This window comes from Kitasatospora sp. NPDC088391 (assembly GCF_044753345.1).
In the GTDB taxonomy this organism is placed as follows: Bacteria; Actinomycetota; Actinomycetes; order Streptomycetales; family Streptomycetaceae; genus Kitasatospora.
On sequence record NZ_JBIVNB010000002.1, the window covers coordinates 477976 to 497341 of the forward strand.

22 protein-coding genes are annotated in these 19366 nt (G+C 75.3%); 16 read left to right on the forward strand and 6 right to left on the reverse strand.

Annotation, left to right across the window (positions count from 1 at the left end):
- Window positions 1-44 precede the first annotated feature (44 nt).
- On the forward strand, window positions 45-944 hold the full coding sequence (locus ACIQBJ_RS06575; protein ID WP_400704566.1) for a LysR family transcriptional regulator: 900 nt from the start codon (window positions 45-47) through the stop codon (window positions 942-944).
- Window positions 945-1000: 56 nt separating this feature from the next.
- On the opposite strand, the gene ACIQBJ_RS06580 is transcribed toward ACIQBJ_RS06575, so the two are convergent.
- From ACIQBJ_RS06580 to ACIQBJ_RS06590, 3 genes are all read right to left on the reverse strand, one after another.
- The gene (locus tag ACIQBJ_RS06580; protein ID WP_400704571.1) at window positions 1001-2497 is read right to left on the reverse strand and encodes a sensor histidine kinase; all 1497 of its coding nucleotides are present in this window, start codon (window positions 2495-2497) and stop codon (window positions 1001-1003) included.
- Window positions 2494-3207, reverse strand: coding sequence for a response regulator transcription factor (locus tag ACIQBJ_RS06585; protein ID WP_400704574.1), 714 nt, complete (start codon window positions 3205-3207; stop codon window positions 2494-2496). The genes ACIQBJ_RS06580 and ACIQBJ_RS06585 overlap by 4 nt, the downstream gene beginning before the upstream one ends.
- Before the next feature lie 335 nt (window positions 3208-3542).
- Entirely contained in the window at window positions 3543-3977 is a 435-nt protein-coding gene (locus ACIQBJ_RS06590; protein ID WP_400704577.1) for a DUF4440 domain-containing protein, read from the reverse strand.
- A 239-nt stretch (window positions 3978-4216) separates the two neighbouring features.
- Here ACIQBJ_RS06590 and ACIQBJ_RS06595 point away from each other — a divergent pair, with 239 nt between their 5' ends.
- From ACIQBJ_RS06595 to ACIQBJ_RS06615, 5 genes are all read left to right on the forward strand, one after another.
- A complete protein-coding gene (locus tag ACIQBJ_RS06595) occupies window positions 4217-4648 on the forward strand; it encodes a hypothetical protein (protein ID WP_400704580.1) in 432 nt (143 codons plus the stop codon).
- Window positions 4649-4718: 70 nt separating this feature from the next.
- On the forward strand, window positions 4719-5087 hold the full coding sequence (locus tag ACIQBJ_RS06600; protein ID WP_400704583.1) for a VOC family protein: 369 nt from the start codon (window positions 4719-4721) through the stop codon (window positions 5085-5087).
- Between the two features lie 254 nt (window positions 5088-5341).
- Entirely contained in the window at window positions 5342-5887 is a 546-nt protein-coding gene (locus ACIQBJ_RS06605) for an RNA polymerase sigma factor (protein WP_400704586.1), read from the forward strand.
- Window positions 5884-6255 carry a hypothetical protein gene (locus ACIQBJ_RS06610; protein ID WP_400704589.1) on the forward strand — a complete coding sequence of 124 codons (372 nt, stop codon included), beginning with the start codon at window positions 5884-5886 and terminating at the stop codon, window positions 6253-6255. Before ACIQBJ_RS06605 ends, ACIQBJ_RS06610 begins: the two co-directional genes overlap by 4 nt.
- A gap of 229 nt (window positions 6256-6484) precedes the next feature.
- Window positions 6485-7558: a hypothetical protein gene (locus ACIQBJ_RS06615; protein WP_400704592.1), complete on the forward strand. Its 1074-nt coding sequence runs from the start codon at window positions 6485-6487 to the stop codon at window positions 7556-7558.
- Window positions 7559-7589: 31 nt separating this feature from the next.
- On the opposite strand, the gene ACIQBJ_RS06620 is transcribed toward ACIQBJ_RS06615, so the two are convergent.
- On the reverse strand, window positions 7590-8294 hold the full coding sequence (locus ACIQBJ_RS06620; protein ID WP_400704595.1) for a M24 family metallopeptidase: 705 nt from the start codon (window positions 8292-8294) through the stop codon (window positions 7590-7592).
- 138 nt (window positions 8295-8432) lie between these two features.
- On the opposite strand from ACIQBJ_RS06620, the gene ACIQBJ_RS06625 reads away from it, so the two are divergent.
- Together ACIQBJ_RS06625 and lepB are read left to right on the forward strand one after the other, a co-directional pair.
- Entirely contained in the window at window positions 8433-9092 is a 660-nt protein-coding gene (locus ACIQBJ_RS06625; RefSeq protein WP_400704598.1) for a TetR/AcrR family transcriptional regulator, read from the forward strand.
- Window positions 9093-9193: 101 nt separating this feature from the next.
- On the forward strand, window positions 9194-9949 hold the full coding sequence (gene lepB, locus ACIQBJ_RS06630; RefSeq protein WP_400704601.1) for a signal peptidase I: 756 nt from the start codon (window positions 9194-9196) through the stop codon (window positions 9947-9949).
- A gap of 308 nt (window positions 9950-10257) precedes the next feature.
- On the opposite strand, the gene ACIQBJ_RS06635 is transcribed toward lepB, so the two are convergent.
- Window positions 10258-10848: a TetR family transcriptional regulator gene (locus tag ACIQBJ_RS06635; RefSeq protein WP_400704604.1), complete on the reverse strand. Its 591-nt coding sequence runs from the start codon at window positions 10846-10848 to the stop codon at window positions 10258-10260.
- A gap of 234 nt (window positions 10849-11082) precedes the next feature.
- Here ACIQBJ_RS06635 and ACIQBJ_RS06640 point away from each other — a divergent pair, with 234 nt between their 5' ends.
- The 7 genes from ACIQBJ_RS06640 (at window position 11083) to ACIQBJ_RS06670 (ending at window position 16019) form a co-directional block, all read left to right on the forward strand.
- Complete coding sequence (locus ACIQBJ_RS06640; protein WP_400704607.1) at window positions 11083-11835, forward strand: cholesterol esterase; 753 nt, start codon at window positions 11083-11085, stop codon at window positions 11833-11835.
- Window positions 11836-12355: 520 nt separating this feature from the next.
- Window positions 12356-12829 carry a DUF6114 domain-containing protein gene (locus tag ACIQBJ_RS06645; protein WP_400704610.1) on the forward strand — a complete coding sequence of 158 codons (474 nt, stop codon included), beginning with the start codon at window positions 12356-12358 and terminating at the stop codon, window positions 12827-12829.
- Between the two features lie 91 nt (window positions 12830-12920).
- Window positions 12921-13694, forward strand: a complete 774-nt coding sequence (locus ACIQBJ_RS06650) for a DUF6230 family protein (RefSeq protein ID WP_400704613.1) — start codon at window positions 12921-12923, stop codon at window positions 13692-13694.
- On the forward strand, window positions 13688-14170 hold the full coding sequence (locus ACIQBJ_RS06655; protein WP_400704616.1) for a DUF6114 domain-containing protein: 483 nt from the start codon (window positions 13688-13690) through the stop codon (window positions 14168-14170). The genes ACIQBJ_RS06650 and ACIQBJ_RS06655 overlap by 7 nt, the downstream gene beginning before the upstream one ends.
- The gene (locus ACIQBJ_RS06660) at window positions 14167-14832 is read left to right on the forward strand and encodes a hypothetical protein (protein WP_400704619.1); all 666 of its coding nucleotides are present in this window, start codon (window positions 14167-14169) and stop codon (window positions 14830-14832) included. Before ACIQBJ_RS06655 ends, ACIQBJ_RS06660 begins: the two co-directional genes overlap by 4 nt.
- Before the next feature lie 32 nt (window positions 14833-14864).
- A complete protein-coding gene (locus ACIQBJ_RS06665; protein WP_400704622.1) occupies window positions 14865-15620 on the forward strand; it encodes a DUF6230 family protein in 756 nt (251 codons plus the stop codon).
- Window positions 15621-15755: 135 nt separating this feature from the next.
- Complete coding sequence (locus ACIQBJ_RS06670) at window positions 15756-16019, forward strand: GlsB/YeaQ/YmgE family stress response membrane protein (protein ID WP_400704625.1); 264 nt, start codon at window positions 15756-15758, stop codon at window positions 16017-16019.
- Window positions 16020-16203: 184 nt separating this feature from the next.
- Here the strand turns inward: ACIQBJ_RS06670 and ACIQBJ_RS06675 are convergent, their stop codons facing one another.
- Window positions 16204-17112, reverse strand: a complete 909-nt coding sequence (locus ACIQBJ_RS06675) for an ADP-ribosylglycohydrolase family protein (protein WP_400704628.1) — start codon at window positions 17110-17112, stop codon at window positions 16204-16206.
- A gap of 560 nt (window positions 17113-17672) precedes the next feature.
- Here ACIQBJ_RS06675 and ACIQBJ_RS06680 point away from each other — a divergent pair.
- Window positions 17673-19145, forward strand: a complete 1473-nt coding sequence (locus ACIQBJ_RS06680) for a M20 family metallopeptidase (RefSeq protein WP_400704631.1) — start codon at window positions 17673-17675, stop codon at window positions 19143-19145.
- The last annotated feature ends 221 nt before the right edge of the window (window positions 19146-19366 follow it).

Here is a 19366-nt window from a genome sequence, read left to right on the forward strand (position 1 = left end):
AGGAATCGGCAAGCAGTCATTGCGCCGGGCGTAAACTCCCGGCCGTGGACCTCAACCTGCTGCGCGTGCTCGACGTCCTGCTCCAGGAACACAGCGTCACCCGGGCCGCCGAACGGCTCGGCACCTCCCCGGCCGCCGTCAGCCGCAGCCTCGCCCGGCTCCGCCGCGCCGTCGGCGACCCCCTGCTGGTCCGGGCCGGACAGGGCCTCGTCCCCACCCCGCGCGCCGTCGAACTGCGCGGCGAGGTCGCCGGGTTGATCCGCTCCTGCGAACGGGTGCTGCGCCCCGGCGCCGGCTTCGAGGCCGTCCACCTGCACCGCACCTTCACCGTGCAGGCCGCCGAACTGCTGCTCGCCGCGGTGGCCGCCGACCTCGCCGAGCGGCTGCGCCGCGAAGCCCCCGGCGTCGACACCGTCTTCCTCCCCGAGTCCTACGAGGACGGCCCCGCGCTCCGCCAGGGCCTGGTCGACGTCGAACTCGGCGTCCTCGGCCGGCTCGACCCCGAGATCCGCACCCGCGCCCTGGCCACCCGCCCGCTGGTCGCCCTCGCCCGGCACGACCACCCGCTGCTCACCGGCCCCGGCCCCGTCGACGCCGGGAGCTTCGCCGCCGCCGACCACATCGGGGTCTCCCGGCAGGGCCGCCGGCACGGCCCGATCGACCGGGCCCTCGCCGAACTCGGCCTGCGGCGCCGGGTGTCCGTCGTGGTGCCCAGCCACACCGCCGCGATGCTGCTCGCCCGCGACACCGACCTGATCGCCCTCGGCCTCGCCGACTGGCTGCCCGCCACCGTCCGCGACCTCGGCCTGCGGGCCTTCCCGATCCCGCTCCGGCTCCCCCCGATGGAACTCGGCATGGCCTGGCACCCCCGCAACGACGGCGACCCCGCGCACCGCTGGTTCCGCGAACACCTCGCCGCCGCCGTCCTCGGCCTGCCGGGCTGAGCACCGGCGGCCGGCGGCGGCCGGCGGCGTGCTACGGCCGGGAACCGGATGGCCGGTCAGTGCCGCTCGTCCCCGTTCAACCAGTCCCGGACGGCCGGGAGCTGCACGGTCGGGGTGTCCGGGCGCAGCAGCGGCAGCCGGACCTCCAGGCGGCAGCCCCGGCCGTCCGGGCGGTCGGCGGCGACGACCGAACCGCGGTGCAGGGCCGCCTGCTGCGCCACCAGGGTCAGGCCCAGGCCCGAACCCGGGCTGTCCCGGCGGCGGTGGAAGCGGTGGAACACGGCCGCGCGCTCCTCCGGCGGGATGCCCGGCCCCCGGTCGTCCACCGTCAGCCGGGCCGTCCCGCCCTCGACACGCAGCCGCACGTCCACTGCGGCGGGGGCGCTTCCGGTGCTGCTGTCGGCAGGGCTTCCGGCAGGGCTTCCGGCAGGGCTTCCGGTTCCGTGCACGGCGGCGTTGCCGAGCAGGTTGGCGAGCAGGATGCGCAGCCCCGCCTCCCAGCCGAACACCCTTGTCTCGGAGGGGAGTTCGACCTGGAACACGGCCTCCGGGTGGCGGCGCCGGGCCTCCGCGACCGCCGCGGCCACCAGCTCCGCGAGATCCACCGGCCCGAACGCCGAGACCTCCACCAGATCCCCGCGCGCCAGCGTCGACAGTGCGCTCAGCAGATCCAGCATCCGGGCATGGTCCTGCTGCAACTCGCCCACCACCTCGGCGCGTTCGTCCGCCGGCAGGTCCGGGTGCGCGGCCAGCACGTCCAGGTTGGTGCGCAGGCTCATCAGCGGCGTCCGCAACTCGTGCGACGCCGAGGAGGAGAACGCCCGCGCAGTGTCCAGCGCCTGCGCCGTCCGCCCCGCCTGCTCCTCGTAGCGCGACAGCAGCAACGCGATCGCGCCCGACAACTCGTCCACCTCCGCGGTCCCCGTCCGGGCGTGCGCGAACACCGCGTGCCCCGTCCGCGGATCGAGCGCCGCCGCCCGCCGCCCCAGCCGACGCAGCGGCAGCGTCGCCCGCTCCGCCAACCCGAACGCCACCAGCCCCGAGAGCGGCGCCGCGACCAGCGCGACCAGCAGCACCCGCCGCCGCACCGCCCGCAACTCCTCCGACGGCTCGTCCGCCGGAGCCAGCACCCACAACGTCCCGGTCGCCGCCCCGCTGTTGACGTTCACCGCCAACACCCGCAGATCCTCAGCGTTCTGACGGAGCGTCACCGCCTGGCCCGGCGTGGTCGGCAACAGCTGCGGATCGTCCGGCTGGGCACCCGCCACCAGCAGCAGCGTCCCGTCCGAGGCCGCGACCCGGACCCCCGCGTCCAGCGCCGCGTCCATCACCTTGCGCTGCTGGTTCTGCTCCGCCTTCGGCCGCCCCTTGCTGTCCGCCGCCAGCAGCGCCCGCGCACTCGGCAGCACCGCAGCCGCCCGGTCGTTCAACCGCGAGTCCTGCCGCCGGTGCAGGTCCGCGTTCACCAGCGGCAGCAGCAGCAACCCCGCCGCCACCACCAGCAGCGGCACCAGCAGCGCCGCGCCCAGCGCGATCCGGGTCGACAGCCTCACCGCCCCGCCCCCTGACCGCCCTCGCCGGGCGCCCGCAGCACGAACCCCACCCCGCGGACGGTGTGCAGCACCCGGGGCCGGCCGTCCGCCTCCAGCTTCCGGCGCAGGTACGAGACGAAGGTGTCGACGGCGTCGCTGCGCACCTCGAAGTCGTAGCCCCACACCCGGTCCAGCAGCACCTCCCGGGACAGCACGATGCCCGCGTTCCGGACGAACTGCGCCAGCAACTCGAACTCCCGCCGCGTCAACCGGAGTTCGTCCTCGTCCCAGAACGCCTCCCGGGTCTCCGGATGCACCCGCAGCGGCCCCACCCGGAGCAGCTCCGAAGGCTGCGGCGGGCGGCGGCGCAGCAGCGCGTGCAGACGCAGCACCAGCTCCTCCAGCGCGAACGGCTTCACCAGGTAGTCGTCCGCGCCCGCCTGCAGGCCGGCCACCCGGTCCGCGAGCTCGTCCAGCGCGGACAGCATCAGCACCGGCGTGTCGTCCCCCCGGCCGCGCAGCGTCCGGCACACCTCCGTCCCCGAGAGGCCCGGCATCCCGACATCCAGCACCAGCACGTCCGGCGGGGACTCGGCGATCCGGGCCAGCGCCACCGCACCGTCCTCCGCCACCGCGACCCGGAACCCGCTCAACCGCAACCCCCGCTCCAGGCTGCGCCGAATCGCCGCATCGTCGTCCACCACCAGCACGGACCCCGCCGACCCGCTCATCCGCCCACACCTCCGTCCACCACGGACTGTCGCACAACCGGACGGCAAACGACGCGCCGGGGGTTCCGGGGGTGGGGGGCGGCGCTGCGCGGCTTGTGAGGGAGAAGGAAGAGGGGGCGGGGCCGGACAGTGAACGGCGCGCCAGGGTGCCCGGGAGAGGGGACGGCGCTGCGCGGCTTGTGAGAGAGAAGCAAGAGGGGCGGGGCTGTCGCACGACCGGACGGCGAACGGCGTGCCAGGGTGCTTGGGAGATGGGACGGACTTGTCGCACGGCCGGACGGTAAACGGTGTGCCCGGGGGCTGCGTGCGGCTTGTGGAGGGGGCGGGTCGCGGGGTTACTGCTCGTCCTGCCAGGAGAAGGCGGCGATGCGCCAGCCGGTCGGGGTGTGGACGAACTGGAAGGTCTTGGTGCCGGTGACGTCGTACGGGGCGCCGTTGAGGATGCCGGACTTGCGGTAGGTGCCGATGCGGCAGGCGACGCCGGGGGCGATGTCGGTGTGCTCGGAGATCTCCCACTCGTAGAAGTCGGTCAGCCGGCCGTCGGAGAGCAGGACTTCGCGCGGGCCGATGAAGTCCTCCAGGCCGTACACCGCGTACGCGGCGCCGGTGACCACGATGACGCTCTCGGGCAGCATCAGCCGGCGCAGGCGGGCGACGTCGGCGGTGCGGCCGTCGCGGTTGTCGAAGGCGTCGAAGAACTCGGCGGTCAGGCGGTCGAGTTCGGCCTTGGTGGCGGCGGTTTCCGGGGTGGCGGTGGCGTCGTCGATCATGATCCGCACAGTAACATTGCACACCCTGCGGACGGGAGGGCCGGAGCGGAAATCAGACCGGCAGATCCCACCCGGGGCCGTCGGCCGACCCGAGCCCGACCGGTGGTCGCGGTGCGAACCCTGCCGCCGCCGGCGCCTGCGCGTCTGCCCGCCGAACCGGTCCACGCCGTTCACGTGCCGGGTAGGCTCGGCGGGGCGGGGGCGAGGTCTGCTGAGGGGGGGGGCTCATGGTTCCGGGTGTGGAGCACGCGGTCGGGTACGTGTTCGACTGGGAGGCGCGCGGGGTGCGGCCGGTGGGGGCCGAGGTGGAGCGGGTGCACCAGGTGGTGAGCCGGCGGCTGGGGGAGGACCCGGCGCTGGCGGAGCTGGTCGCGGAGGCGCGGGCCGCCGTCGCCGAGCTGTCGGCGGACACCCGGCAGTGGCTGACGCTCAGTCTGAACGCCGTCGCCAAGCGGGACGCGGAGTTCGCGGCCGCGCTGCTCGCCGCCGTCGAGGCGGTGCGCGCCGCCGAACGGGCGGCGGGCGTCTCGGCGACCGACCGCGGCATCGCGATCGGCGGGAACGTCTCGATCCGCGCGACCGGCCCCGGCTCGGTCGCGGCGCTGCGGATCGACGGCCCGGTCTCCACCGGCCTGCCGACCCCCGTCCCGCCCACTGCCCCGCAGGGCTGATCGGCAGGGTTGGCTTGCCGGGCCGCAACTCCTTTGCACAGGGTCGGGTGCGGGCCTGACAATCCCTCGCATGACTTCTGTGATTCGCCACGTGACCATCAGCAGCCTCGATCCGTACCGGCTGGCCTCGTTCTGGTCTGAGGTGCTGGGGCAGCCCCTGCACGACGACGACCACCCGGGCGACCCGGAGGCCCTGATCGAGCAGGCCGGACTGCTGTTCGTGACCGTCCCGGAGGGCAAGGAAGGGCGGAACCGCCTGCACTTCGACCTGCAGCCGCAGGACCGGACGCGGGACGAGGAGGTCGAACGGCTGCTCGCGCTGGGCGCGGTGCTGGTGGACGACCGGCGCAACGCGGACGGCACGGGCTGGGCCGTCCTGGCGGACGTCGAGGGCAACGAGTTCTGCGTCGAGCGCAGCCGGGCCGAACGGGCCGGGTGACACCCCGGGGCCGAACGGGCCGAGTGACGCCCGGAGGCCGGGCGGACCGAGCGGGCGCAGTGAGGTCCCGGGCGGCCGCCCGCGCGGCGGGGTGAATCCTTTTCGGCGGCACCGCTCTCTTATGGGCACACCGGCGGATCGGCCGCCGGCGGGACAGCCCGGAGGAGAGAACATGATGGTCGCCGTCGCGGTAGCCGTGGGCGCGGTACTGCTGTGCACCTGCGTCCTGGTGCTCAAGCGGAAGCGGGGGAGCCGTGGTTGAGACGGCCTGGCCGGGCGAGGAAGTGGTGGTCGCGGCCCGCGCTGGCGACCACGCCTCGCTGGCGGTGCTGGTCGAGGGGGCGCACCCCAACGTCCGGCGGTTCGCGCACTCGCTGTGCGCCAGCCCCGAGGACGCCGAGGACGCCGCGCAGGAGGCGCTGATCATCCTGTACCGCAAGGTCGGGATGCTGCGCGCCACGGGGGCGCTCGCCTCCTGGCTGTTCCGGATCGTCCGCAACGAGTGCCTGCGCAGGGCGCGTTCGGACCGGTCGGCGGCCGGGTGGCCCGTCCCCGCCGAACCGCTGGAGAGCGCGGACTCGGCGGAGGAGGAGGCGCTGCGGCGGCTCGACACCGAACGGGTGGCCGCCGCGATCGCCGCGCTGCCCGCCGACCAGCGGCGGGTGCTGGTGATGCGCGACCTCCAGGGTCTGAGCGGCCGGACGGTCGCGGACGCGCTCGGGCTGAGCACGGCCGCGATGAAGTCCCGGCTGCACCGGGCCCGGGCGACGATGCGGGCCGAGCTCGGAGGTCCGCGATGACCGGGAGGACCGAGACCCGGGAGGGGCGCAACGGCCCGGCCGTGCACGAGGGTTCGGCCGCGCGTGGGAGCGGTGCGGCGGACGGTGGCGGCGGACCGGACTTTGCGAGCGCGAGCCTTCCGCGGCACCTGCTGCGCGGCCTCGTCGGGTTCGGGGCCGTCGCGGGCGGGCTCGTCCTGCTGCCGGTGGTCGGGATCGCCTCGCTGCTGCTGGTGCCCGCCGGGCTGTGGGCGCTGCGCGGCTGCCCGATGTGCTGGCTGATCGGGCTGGCGCAGACCATCTCCCGGGGCCGGGTGCAGCGCGCCTGCCGGGAGGACGGGGTGTGCTCGGTCAGCCTCCGCAAGTCGGAGGTGCGGTCGGGGAGTTGACCGGTCCGGCCCCGCTCGTGCGGGAGGGGGTGGTCGGGGCCGGACCGGTGCCGCGGGGCGGGGTGGCCCAGGGCGGGGCCGACGCGTCGGGCAGATGATCCGATCAGCGGGGGGATCGGCCGGGCGGGGGAACGGCCGACGGTTCTGCGCGGCCCCGCCCGGCCCGTCGAGCAGACTCGTGCCACCGGACGCACCCGAGCGAACGCACCCGAGCGGCGGAGGACTCCCCATGACACAGGCCACCGCACTCCGCACCGCGACGACCGACCCGTACGAGTACAAGTACGACAACAAGCGCGACAACAGGCACGACAACAAGCACGAACATGAACGCGGAACCGGAAGCGGAGCCGGGGGCGGGCCGTCGCTCGCCCCGCAGGTCCCGGCGCCGCCCGCCCACCCGCACGCCGACGCGCTCCACGCCGAACTCGCGTCCTGGCCCACCGAGGTCGGACTCCCGCGCTGCGCCGGGGAGTTCCGGTCCGACCGGCACCTCGACCTCGCCGTGCACGGCTGGGGCGACGCCCCCGCCGGACCGGGCCTGCGGGCCGCCGCCAAGTGGCTGCTGCTCGGCCGGGCCCTGGACGAGCACGTGGAACAGCTCCGGCACGCCGGCCGGGCCGACGAGGCCCGCCGCATCCTGCGCGGACTCGCCACCGCCTTCGGACCGGGCCCCGACCCCGACCTCGCCGGGGCGGAGACCGGGTGCGGGGCCGAGCCCGGGGCCGGGCCGTTCGTCCGGGCCGCCCGGGGCCTCCGCGCCGACAGCGCGGCCCTCGCCGGACCCGACTGGACGGCCCGCCACGACGCCGACTTCCGGGCCCACCTGGAGAGTTCGCTCGACCGCCTGGCCGCGACGTCCGCCGTCCCCAGCGTGCCGCAGTACCTCTCCCACCACGACCGGGACGGCGCCGCCCGCTGCGCCGCCGACTGGACCGAACTCGCCCACGGCGCCGCACTGCCCGAACAGCTCCATCGCCATCCCCAACTCACCGACCTGCTGGTCCGGTTCGCCCACCTGCAGTACTGGATGCGCGACCTGGCCGCCCGGGGCCCGGCCGCCGCCCCCGGCGGCAGCAGCCTGCTGCGGGCCGTCGAGGTGCACGAAGGGCTGTCCGGTTCCGCCGCCGCCGGGAAGCTCGCCGCCCTCTGCGCGGCCGAACTCACCACCTTCGCCTTCCTCGCCGAGGGCGTCGCCCGAGGCTCCCACTGGCCGCCCCGGGCCCGCGGCCACGTCCGCGCCCTGCTGCGGTTCACCTACGCCCAGGCGCACTGGACGGCGGACGCCCCCGGCCGCCGGTGACCACCTGCTCCAGCTGCTCCAGGCGGCCCCGTCAGTGGTCGGACGGTCCCGCGTGCGGGAGGTCGTCGTCCAGCCAGCAGGCCGAATGGGAGGTGACGGCCAGCAGTTCGGTGAACGCGGCCTGCGCCGACCCGGCCGTCAGCCGGAGCGTGAGCGCCCACAGGCCGGGCGGGACGGGCACGTCGGCAGCAGGCGGCGGAACCGGTCGGGCCGGGGCGACGGGACTCGGCAGGACGGGCGCGGCCAGCACGTGCCCCCGGCGGGCGGCGAACGCCGCCGTCACGGCCCGCAGCCGGTCCGGGGACGCCCCGCCGCGCACCTCGTCCAGCAACAGGTCCCGGTAGGAGGGGAGTTCGGCGTGCAGGCGCTCGGCCTCGGGCGAGGGCCCGAACGGGCGGGTCAGGACGGCGGGCGCCGCGTAGCGCCCCAGCCGGGGCGTGCAGCGCAGCAGGACGACGACCCCCGCGCGCAGCCGCGGACCCGCGCCGGGCAGCAGGGCGGAACGGCGGGCCGGGCCGATCCGGACCTGCGGACGGTGCGCGAAGTCGTGCACCCCCGCCGACGCGAAGGTCAGCCGCAGCAGGTCCGCGGCCTGCCGCTCGGTCATGCCGGCGCGCAGCCGGCCGGCCGCCAGGCGCAGGCAGCGGTAGGCCAGCTGCTGGAGATCGCGGTAGCGATCGAGTTCGGCCTCCTCCAGCGGGAGCGCGGCAGTGTGCCGAACCGGGCTGATCGGCATGGGTCCTGGCCTCGGGGTGCGTGAGCGGGCGGCACGGGGCAGCGGCGCGGACAGTGGCCGCTGTTGAGCGGAACTCAAGAGCTGTTGAGCAGTACTCAAAAGTAGCGACGCGGCCCGGGAAGTCAATACGATGCGCGAATGCCTTCCTCCCCGGTCCCGGCGCGACGGCTCACCGCCGACCAGCGGCGCGCGCAAATACTCGACACCGCACGGGAGTTGATGTGCGAACGGGGCCTGGACGAGGTCTCGGTGGAATCCGCCGCCGAACAGGCCGGGGTCTCGCCGGGCCTGCTGTTCCACTACTTCGGCTCCCAGCGCGGCTTCCGCGACGCCGTGGTCGAACTGGTCGGCCGGGAACTGCTGGAGTACGTCGCCCCCGACCCCCGGCTCAGCCCCTCCGCCCAGCTGCGCTCGGGCATCGAGCGGTTCACCGACTTCGTGGCCCGGCACCCCGCGCTCTACCAGGCCGTGGTCCGGCACGGCGCCCGGGGCGGACCGGGCCGGATGGCCACCCTGCACCGCACCGCCCGCACCACCCTCGGCGACTGGATCACCGGCGCGGTCGCCGCCGCCGGGGCCGACCGCACCCCCCGGGTCGAACTCGCCGTCGCCGGCTGGCTGGCCTTCATGGAGGAGGCCGTGCTCGGCTGGCTGGCCGGGGCCGCCCTCACCCGCGACGACCTGGTCCGACTCTGCGAGGACACCGCCTACCGGGTGCTGGAGAGCGCCGTCGCCGACCCGGCCCACTGGCCCGCCGTCCGCGCCGCCCTCGACCTCCCGCCGCGCCCGGAGTCTTGACAGTCGATCACCCGCGCCGTCACGCTCACCGCCACGCACCGGACATCCGGCACCGCGAACACCGTGCATCGGCATCGGCATCGGCAGGGGGGAGCTGGGCGTTGGCAACCGACGACGAGCAGCGACAGCAGGAGCAGAACGGCGCGCCGGGGGAGGACCCGCCCGGAACGGCCGGGCCCGCGGCCGCCGCCGGGGCGCAGCCGCAGCCGCAGCCGCAGCCGTCGCGGTCGCGGTCGCGGTCGCGCTCGGGGTGGCGGATCGCGGGCGCCGGGGCCGCCGTGCTGCTGACGGCCGCACTGGTCGCGGGCGTCGCGGTCGCCGCACTCGCCGTCCGGGTCGACGGCCACAGCATGCAGCCGACGCTCGCCGACGGGCAGCGACTGCTCACCGCCCCCGGCAGCGGCGGCCGCGCCGAACGCTTCGACGTGGTCCTGCTGCGCACACCCGGCCGGCAGACCACCATGGTCAAGCGGGTGATCGGCCTGCCCGGCGACCGGGTGGAGATCCTCGCCCCGCCCGACGGCACCGCCCCCGCCGTCCTGCTCCAACCCGGCGGGACCGGCCAGTGGTACCGGGTCGACCTCCCCGCCTGGCACGGCCAGAACCGGCACGCCACCCCCTGCTGCGCCGCCGACGGCCGCAAGCAGCCGATCGGGGCACCCCAACTCGTCCCGCCGGGAAAGGTGTTCGTGCTCGGCGACAACCCCGACGGCTCGGACGACTCCCGCACCTACGGCTGGGGCGACCTGTCCACGGTCGACGGTCGGGTGCTCTGGCGAGTCTGGCCACCGGCCACGCTCGGCCCACTGGACGGCACCGCAACCCTCACCCCGACCCAGGCCCCCGAGCCCCACTGACCGGACCCGCCGCCGGCCCTCCCCGGCCGCGCCCGGCGCGGGAAGGCGCCGTCCCGCGTGAGGTGGAATGCGCTTTCCGGCGAGGTGGTGGGGTGCGGGGGCGTGGGGGAAAGCGCTTGCCTGAGCCCCGGGGAAGGCGCTTTCCGGTGGTGCGGTGAGGCTCGGCACCGGGCGGGAAAGCGCTTGCCGGGACGGGCGGGGAAAGGGCTTTCCGGCGGGGGCGGCGCAGTTCCGGGTGATACGGGAAAGCGTTTGCCGAGGTGTCGGGGAAAGCGTTTTCCGGCTCGGTGGGAGGCGGTGTCGGGGCGCTAGCCGGTCAGGTCGGCGACCCGGACGAAGACTTCGGCGATCCGTCGGGCGGAGTCCTCGGGGGTGGCCGCGCCCTGGACGACGTGGCTGGCGGTGAGGCGGACCACGGTGTCGGCGGCCAGGGCCCGGGAGGCGGGGTCGATGGCGGGCCAGACCTCGGCCGCGTAGGCGTCGAGCATCGCGGAGGCGGTCTCGAAGACCGGCTCGGCCCGGGTGGTGAGGTGGGCGAGCAGGCCGTCCTCGCCGTCCCGGGCGGCGGTCAGCATGGCGCGGGCCAGCGGGTTGCTCCCGGCCAGGCGGAGCGTGAACAGGGCGGCGGCCTCGGCGGCGGCCCGGGGGTCGGCGCGGTGCGCGTCCAGGTGCTGCCGGATGCCGAGCAGGCAGCGCTCCAACTCCCGTCCGAACAGGGCCTCGCCGAGCGCGTCCTTGGAGCCGAACTCGTTGTAGACGGTCTGTCGGCTCACTCCCGCCACCGCCGCGACCTGGGTCATCCGGAGCCGGTCGAAGCCCTCGGCGGCGACGAGTTCGCCCGCCGTGTCGAGCAGTCGGTCGCGCAGCAGCGAGCGGACGGTCTCCCTGATCCATGCCATCGGCCGAGCATAGCGACGCGCCGACGGCGGGCAGTGTCACGGGCGCTGCACGTTCTATTGACACCCCATCTAGTAGTGCTTACGTTCTGGACACATTGCCGCAACCTGTAAAGCGCTCCGGGGGGACTAGGGATGGGCTCCCGGGGTCGGCGACCCGGCGGCGGCATGCGCACACCCACCGCAATTCCCCGTACCCGGACGCGAGTTCGCGCCGGACGACGCTTGGAGACCCTCATGCAGGACGAGTCCAGAAGCACCGCCGCCGAACCCGAGGCGGTAGCCGCGGCCACCGACCGGCGGGGCGTCACCCGGTGGCGGCGGTCCGCGCTGATCGGGCTGCCCGCCACCGCCGTGGTCGCCGCGATGACCGTGGCGATGGCGCAGGGCGTGCTGGCCGCGAACCTCTCGCTGACCAGCGTCCCGTTCACGCTGTCCTCGACCACGGTCGCCGCCCCCAAGGGCATCGGCGCGGTACTCACCACCGTCACCGCGGGCAGCCCCACCGCCGCGGCCGAGGTCGGCCTGCCCAAGGCCGGACTGGACGGCATCTGCATCCACGCCGTCCAGTCGGTGAACCTCCCGGTCATCGGCACCGTCGGGACGTGGTCGCTGAACATCACCTCGCCCGCCGCGACCACCCCCCTGACCACCGCCCAACTCGCGTCCGGCCAGGGCCTGCAGGCGAACAACCTGATCCTGGACGCCCAGGCCGTCAAGGGTGCCACCGCCACGCTGAACGCCACCGCCGCCACCCCCAACCAGATCGGTGCGGCGGCCGACAGCGCCAACATCAAGGGCACCGGCATCAGTGACGGCACCGCCGGCCAGTTCGGCCTCGACGCCACCGGTGGCGAGACCGACATCTCCGGCCTGCGGGCCAACGCGAACGGCGCCACCATCGGCGGCGCCATCACCCTGCCCAACCTCGCCATCAACCTCGCCAACGGCGACACCGCGGGCAAGGGCGTGGGCGGCAGCGACTGCTGACGCCCCACCGGGCCCCGGGCGGGGCGCGCACCCACCAGGTCCGCCCCGCCCGGACCCGACCCCGCCCGGACCCGACCCCGCTCGGACCCCGCTCGGGCACCAGCCCCGCACGGACTCCGGCCTCGCCCGGGCGTCGGTTCCGCCAGGGCACCGGTTCCGCCCGGATGTTGGCTTCGCTCGGGCACTGGTTTCGTCCGGACCCCGGCATCGCTCGGACTCCGGCTCCGGCCGAACCCGGGCTCTGCTCGGGCACTGGCTCTGCTCGGGCACTGGCTTCACCCGGACTCCGGTTCCGCCCGGGTGTCGGTTCCGTCCGGGCGTTGGCTTCGCCCGAGGGCCGGCTTCGCTTGGCCTCCGGCCTCGCCCGGGCACCGATTCCGTTCGGGCACCGGCCCGGACCGGGCCCGGCTCCGTTCGGGCGGCGGTCGGCCCGGGGGCGGTCCCCGGGGCCGGCTCCGGTCGGCCTCGACTTCTCCGTACTGCAAGACCGTTCGACGTGCTGCCACGACAGGGAGACCCCATGGCCCGCAACCCGTTGCCCGCGCTGAACCGCGCTCGGCTCGCCCTGCGCCGGTGGCGCCGTACCAGGCCGTTCTGGGCCGCGTTCTGGACGGCGCTCGGCGGTTTCGTGATCCTCTACCTGCCGTTGGCCCCGGTCGGCAAGCTGCTGCACGTCGGTATCGGCGGCATCAGTGGGATGGCCGCCGGAGCCATCCTGATGGCCCTGGCGGGGCTGATCCTGCTGCTGCCGGGGCAGCGCTTCACGGCCGGGATCATCGCGGTCATCGTCGGTGTCGCGTCCTTCCCGCTCAGCAATCTCGGCGGGTTCTTCGTCGGCATGTTCCTCGCCGTCCTGGGTGGTTCGATGGCGATGGGCTGGATGCCGGAGAAGCCCGCCCGCCGCAGGCGGTTGCGCCGTGACCGCCACCGGGGTGGCGCGGACGGCGGGGACGGCACCACCGACCTCGGGACCGCCGCCACGGCCACCGCCTGAACCGCGCGCCGTGCCCGCCACGGCCGCCGGACGCCCGTCGCCGCCTGTCGTCCGAGTCGCCAACTCCTCCCTCGCATCGGAAAGATGACACATGAACCAGCTGCGTTGGACCACCCGGTTGCGGGCACTGGCCCGGCCCGCCGCCGTCGGAGCGGCCGACTGGAACGGCCGGATGCTGGCGCTGGCCGTCGACGGCCCCCGGCACGGCACCCGGTGGGGGCGTTCCGTGGCGGTGCTGCTGCCCGCCGCGCTCACCGCCGGTGCGCTCGGCGGGGCGATTGCGAACGGTGCGCTCGCCGCGAGCTTCAACGTCACCAACTCGCCGTTCACGCTGACCTCCAACGGGGTGTCGGGCACCGGGTTCGGCGCGATCCTGAACACCCCTTCGGTGGAGGCCGCGAACGGCAGCACCTCGACCACCACCGCGATGGCCCGGGTCGGCTTCGCCAGCGCCGGGCTCGCGGGGCTGTGCGGGATCGTCCACCAGTCCTTCGCGGGGGTGCCGTACTCGCTGCTGCTGACGGCCGGCCAGACCGTCACCGTCGCCCCGCCCGCCACCGTCACCACCGACATCAACGCGTCCAACCTGTACATCGAGGCCCCGACGCTCACCGCGGCGGGCAGCACCACGCTGCAGAACGCGGTGCTGGGGATGTCCGCGGACCAGGTGATGGTCGCGGGGCAGGCGCTCAACGGCGCGCAGGCGGGCGGCTTCGGCCTGGGGTCGGCGGGTTCCGGGCCGGGCGGCAGCACCGTCAACCTGGCCGGGCTGAACGCCTCCGCGTACACCGCCGAGATCGCCGGTTCGCTGACCCTGCCCGCGCTCAACATCCGGGTCGTGCCCGGATCGGCCACCTCGTGCTGACGGCCCGCACGGCCCGCACGGCCGGTGCCGACGGAGCCGACGGTGCGGCCCGCGCGGCGGGTGCCGACCGCCCGGCCCGCACGGCCCGCGCCGCCGGGGCGGTGCTCGCGGCCTGGCGCTGGTTCCGGGCGTTCCGCCGGACCCGGCCGTTCTGGGGCGGGCTGTGGCTGGTGGTCGGCGGCTGGACGGTGCTGAAGTTCTCGCTCGGCGCGATCCAACTGGTCACCGTCACCGGCTTCAACGCGCTGGCCGGGTACCTGGTCGGCGGCGGCATGATGCTCTGCGGGCTGATCCCGCTGGTCGCGCCCGGGCAGCGGGTCACCTTCGGCCTGATCGGCACCGTGCTCGCCGTGGTCTCCCTGGTGGTCTCCAACCTGGGCGGCTTCCTGGCGGGGATGCTGCTCGGCATCCTCGGCGGCGCGATGACCGCCGGGTGGGGTCCGCGCCGCAAGTCCACCGGGAGAGAAGCGACATGACGAAGCGTCAGATCCGTTCGGCGGCAGCGGTGCTGGGGACGCTGGCGGTCCTGGTCGCGGTGGCCGCCGGTCCGGGGAGCGGCGAACACGCCGCCGCCGCAACGCCGGAGGCGGCGGGGGCCGCGCTCGCCGGGGCGGTGCAGTCGCTGCCCGGCGAGCCGCTGCCGCTGGGCATGCCGTTCCTGCCGACGCCGACGCCGATGCACGTCACCATCGCCAGCATGAAGGCGGTCGGGCTCAGCGTGAAGAACAACGTCACCGTCCGGCTCTCCGACGGGACCACCCGCACCACCACCCAGTACACCTTCACCCAGTTGGCGATCCGCTCCAACATGCAGGTCGCGCACACCGCCCCGGACGGCACCTCGCTCACCATCTCCGTGCCCGGCACCGGTTCGCTCGGCGGCCTCGACCAGGCCGGCCAGCCCGAGACCACCATGATGTGGGGCGACATCAGCAACCTCTGCGTCACCGTGCTGTTCGAGATCTGCGGCATCCAGGGCCTGCTGAACTTCTTCGGCTCGTTCATCAAACTCGACGCCGGGGCAACGAAGTTCGCCGGTGACATCTACGGCATCCAGACCATCGACGACCACGCCGCGCTCGACTCCACCAACAACCCCGTCCACCTGCCCGGCACCATCACGGTCACCAGCCCGTGAACAGGCCCGTGAACCGGCCCATGGACGAGCCGATGGACGAGCCCGTGAACGAGCCGATGGACGAGCCGATGGACGGGCCCGCGCACGAACCCGCCGACCGGGAGCCGGAGTTCGGCGGCGTCCGGTGGCGACGTGCGGGGGCGGTGGCGTTCCCGGCGCTGCTCGCGGCCGGTGCGCTCGGGCAGGCGATGGGCAGCGGCGCGCTCGCCGCCGGGCTGCAGATCCAGAGCGGCACCGTCCAGCTCACCACCAGCAGCCTGTACGGCACCCACTACGCGGCGGCCGTCGTCGACCAGCAGTACACCCGTCCGGACGGCACCACCGGCACCGCGCACCCGCTGCGGATGGGTTTCGCCCAGGGCAGCATCAACGGGCTCTGCCTCTCCCAGAAGCAGCAGATCCTCGGCGCCACCTACACCCTGATGATCACCCTCGGCGACAGCAACCCCGGCAGCTGGGAGATCGCCACCCAGAACACCGTGCTCGACCTGCGCAGCGCGACGGGCGTGCTCGACATGGACGGCCTGGTCGACCTCAACATCAACGGCCCCGACACCACCACCGTCGGCGACGGCGCCGGGGGCTACCTGCCCAACCCGCTGAACAGCCCGCAGCACCGCTTCGGCATCCAGGCGGGTTACGCCAAGTTCGACCAGGTCACCGCGACCGTCCACGACCTCCAACTGCCCGGTCTGCTCAGCACTCCGGGCCTCACCATCGCGGTCAAGCCCGGTTCGGTCGACTGCCCCGCCCCGCCCGCCCCGACCGGCACACCCGGTACCAGGTGACCCCGGCCGGCGGCCCGCCCCCGCGGCCCGGGCGGCGGGTCGGCCGGCGGCCGGAACCGGACGGTCGCGGCGCCGCGTCGTTCCCGGCAACGGGCCACCGGGATTGCCCGACGGGCCGCAGGGCAGGAGGACGGTATGGGAATCGTCAGCTGGATCATCCTCGGGCTTCTCGCCGGAGCCATCGCGAAGCTTCTGCTGCCCGGCAAGGACCCGGGCGGCTTCATCGTCACCACTCTCATCGGCATCGCCGGCTCCTTCATCGGCGGCTGGCTCTCCTCGAAGATCCTGCACAAGTCCGTCAGCGTGCACTTCTTCGACCTCCCGACCTGGATCTCGGCGATCGCGGGCGCGCTGGTCCTGCTGGTCGCCTACCGGCTGGTCTTCGGCAAGCGCAACTGAGCACCCCGCAACCGAGCACCCGGCAACCGAGCACCCGGCAACCGGGCGCCCGGCAACCGAGCGCCCCGCAGCGGAGCACTCTGCGGCAGAGAGCGCCCCGCGCCGGGGCCGCCGGAACGGCGGAGGGCCGGGAACCCGCTCGGGGTTCCCGGCCCTCCGGCACGTCCGCGCACGGGACCTGCGGTCACCCGAGGTCGGGCAGCGGCTCCTGCGCGTCGAGCCAGCCCGTGGGGACGCCGGCCAGGCCGGTGCGGGCGGCGACCACCCCGGCGGCGATCGCGCAGGTGGTGTCCATGTCGCCCCAGCCGAGCAGGGTCTGCCAGAGCGCCTCGACCAGGTCGTCGGGGTGGCCGGCCGCGGACCAGAGCGCGAACGGCACGGTGTCCTGCGCGGAGACCTGGTACCCGGAGCCGAGCACCGTCGCGGCGTGCCGCACCGAGGTGCCCGCCGGGAGCCGGGCGGCGACCCGCAGGCCGGAGCGGACGTCGCTGTCCGGCAGCAGTTCCGCGACCTCCCGCAGGAACTCGGCCCGCCCGGGCGCGGCCGACCCGCGCCCCCGGGCCGCGAGCGCCGCGGCCAGCGCGACGGCGACCGCGCCCGCCGCCGCCTCCGGGTGCGCGTGCGTCGCACCGGCCTGGAGCCGGGCCTGCTCGGCGACCGCCGCGAGGTCGTCCGCGAACCAGACGCCCAGCGGCGCGACCCGCATCGCCGCGCCGTTGCCGTGCGAGCCCTGGCCGCCGAACAGCGCCGAGGTGACGGCGACGTGGTCGGCGCCCTCCTGCACGGCGCGCAGCACCCGGTGCATCGACGGCCCGTACTTGCGGTGCGGGACGGCGGTGTACTCGGCGGCGAACTCGCGGGCCAGCGCGGCCGGTTCGACCTCGCCCCGGGCCGCCAGGTGCCCGGTCAGGACCAGCGCCATGGCGGTGTCGTCCGTCCAGTGCCAGGGGCCGGGCCGGACCAGCCGGGCCGCCACCGCGGCCGAGGACTCGTCCACCGGCGGGTGGAACCAGCGATCCCCGAACGCGTCGCCCAGGGCCAGGCCGCGCAGGCTGCGCAGCACGGGCGGGGGGACGGGACGGCGGGCGGACATCGGAGGCTCCCGGTGGTAATCGAGGCGGACGCGAGCAGTGCGGACGATCATCCCAGCCCGGTCGGACGGTGTGCCAACCGATTTCCCGACTGGTACCAAAGGCTGATTCGGTGTCATCCATCGGATGGGGTTCGCTCGATCGTGGGCGGTTCGCGCTGCCGAACCGCCTGCGGGGGTCCAAGGTGGGAGACGGACGCGCTCGGAAGACCGCGTCCCGCTCGCCACGCCGGGCCCGGCCCGTGCGCGCCCCCCGGAGGAACGACGTCCGCCGGGCGCACACCCTCCGGACCGGGTGCGACGCGCGGAGCGGCAGGCCACCTCGCAGGGAGACGAACCGATCTTCTAGGCTCGCTCATCGGTCCCCTGTTCACGGTGCCCGTCCGCGCCGAGAACCGGAGACCGACGTCCCCGGGCCCCGGGCCGAGCCGGAGCCGCGGACCGAGCGAGGAGGACGCAGTGTTGCCCAGCCCCAGGTCGCACCGTACGCCGCGACCGAGCCCGACGCCGCGCGTGGCCCCGCCGATACCTCCCAGTGCGTCGCATCCCGCCGGAGGTGAACGGTGAGTCCCCATACCGTGGCCCCCGAGCCGCGCCCCGTCGAAGCCCCCGAGGCACAGCACGCCGGAGCCGTCGCGCGCACCGAGACCCGGACCGAGACCCGGACCGCGCCCCGCGCCGAGACCCGCACCGCGACCGCCGTGCCGGGCGTCACCACCGCTCCGCCCCCGGCCGAACTGCCCGCCACCGCACCACCGGTGGCCGCCGCAGCCACCGGCACGGCAAGCGCCACGGCAAGCGCCACGGCAAGCGCCACGGCGACCGCCGTCACCGCCGTCACCGCCGGAACACCCGACCCGGCCCCCACCGCCGCCCTGCCGGGCCTCCCGCGGACCCTCACCTCGCGGGCCAGGACCCTCGCCGCGGCCGTTCGCAAGCGCTGCGCGGACCTCGCCGGGATCGAATCCCCGTCCGGCGACGCGCCCCGGCTGAACGCCCTCGCCGAAGAACTCGCCGCCGGCTACGCCGCCACCGGGGCCACCGCCGTCCGGGAGCGCTGCGAGCACGGCGACCACCTGGTGCTCGACTGGCCCGGCCGGCACGAGGAACTGCCGCACCTGCTGGTGGTCGGCCACCACGACACCGTGTGGCCGGTCGGCACCCTCGCCGACTGGCCGGTCGAGGAGCGCGACGGCCGGCTCAGCGGCCCCGGCATCCTCGACATGAAGGGCGGACTCGCCCTGCTGGAGGGCGCGTTCGCGCTGCTCGCCGACCTCGGGCAGCGCCCGCACCGGCCGGTCCGGATGATCGTGGTCTCCGACGAGGAGATCGGCAGCCCCGACGGCCGCCGCCAGGTCGAACGGCACCTGCGCGGCGCCGCCGCCGTCCTCGGGCTCGAACCCGGGCACCCCGACGGCCGGCTGAAGACCGCCCGTCGGGGCTCCACCCGGGTCCGGCTCACCGTCACCGGCCGCGAGGCGCACGCCGGCAACGACGCGGCCGACGGCGTCTCCGCGATCGACGAACTGGTCGACCAGCTGATCACCGTGCGCGGACTGGCCCACCAGCCGGGCACCGAACTCAACACCGGACGGATCGACGGCGGCACCCGCGCCAACGTCATCGCCGGCCGGGCCGAGGCCGAACTCGGGCTGCGCTTCGCCACCACCGAGGCGCAGCGCCGCACCCTCGACACGCTCGCCCACCTGACCGCGAACCGGCCGGGAGCGGACGTCCGCACCGAAGTGCTCTCCAGCCGCCCCGCCTGGCCCGAGCGCACCGGCAACCCGCTGCTCCGGCACGTCCGTTCGCTGGCCGCCGCGCTCGGCCAGCACCTGGACGGGGCGCCGGCCGGTGGGGCGGGCGACACCAACCTGGCCGGTGCCAGGGGCCTGCCCACCCTGGACGGCCTCGGCGCGGTCGGCGCCGGCCCGCACGCCCGCCACGAACACCTCCGGGTCGACCAACTCGGCCCCCGCATCGCCCTGCTGGCCGCCCTCCTGGCCGTCCCCCTCCCCAGGCTCCGCGACCGCTGACCCCACCCGATCCCGCTCCACCCACGCCCCCACCCGACCCCGCTCCACCCACGCCCCCACCCGACCCCGCTCCACCCACGCCCCCACCCGACCCCGCTCCACCCACCACCCCGCCCGGCGGCCCCGACGGACCCCTCCCCGTCCCCGCCGGGCGGGCCGGGCCCTCCGCCGCGCTGCCGCAGGGGCATGCCTTCCGGTGCGCTGCCTGCGGCCGCCCGTCC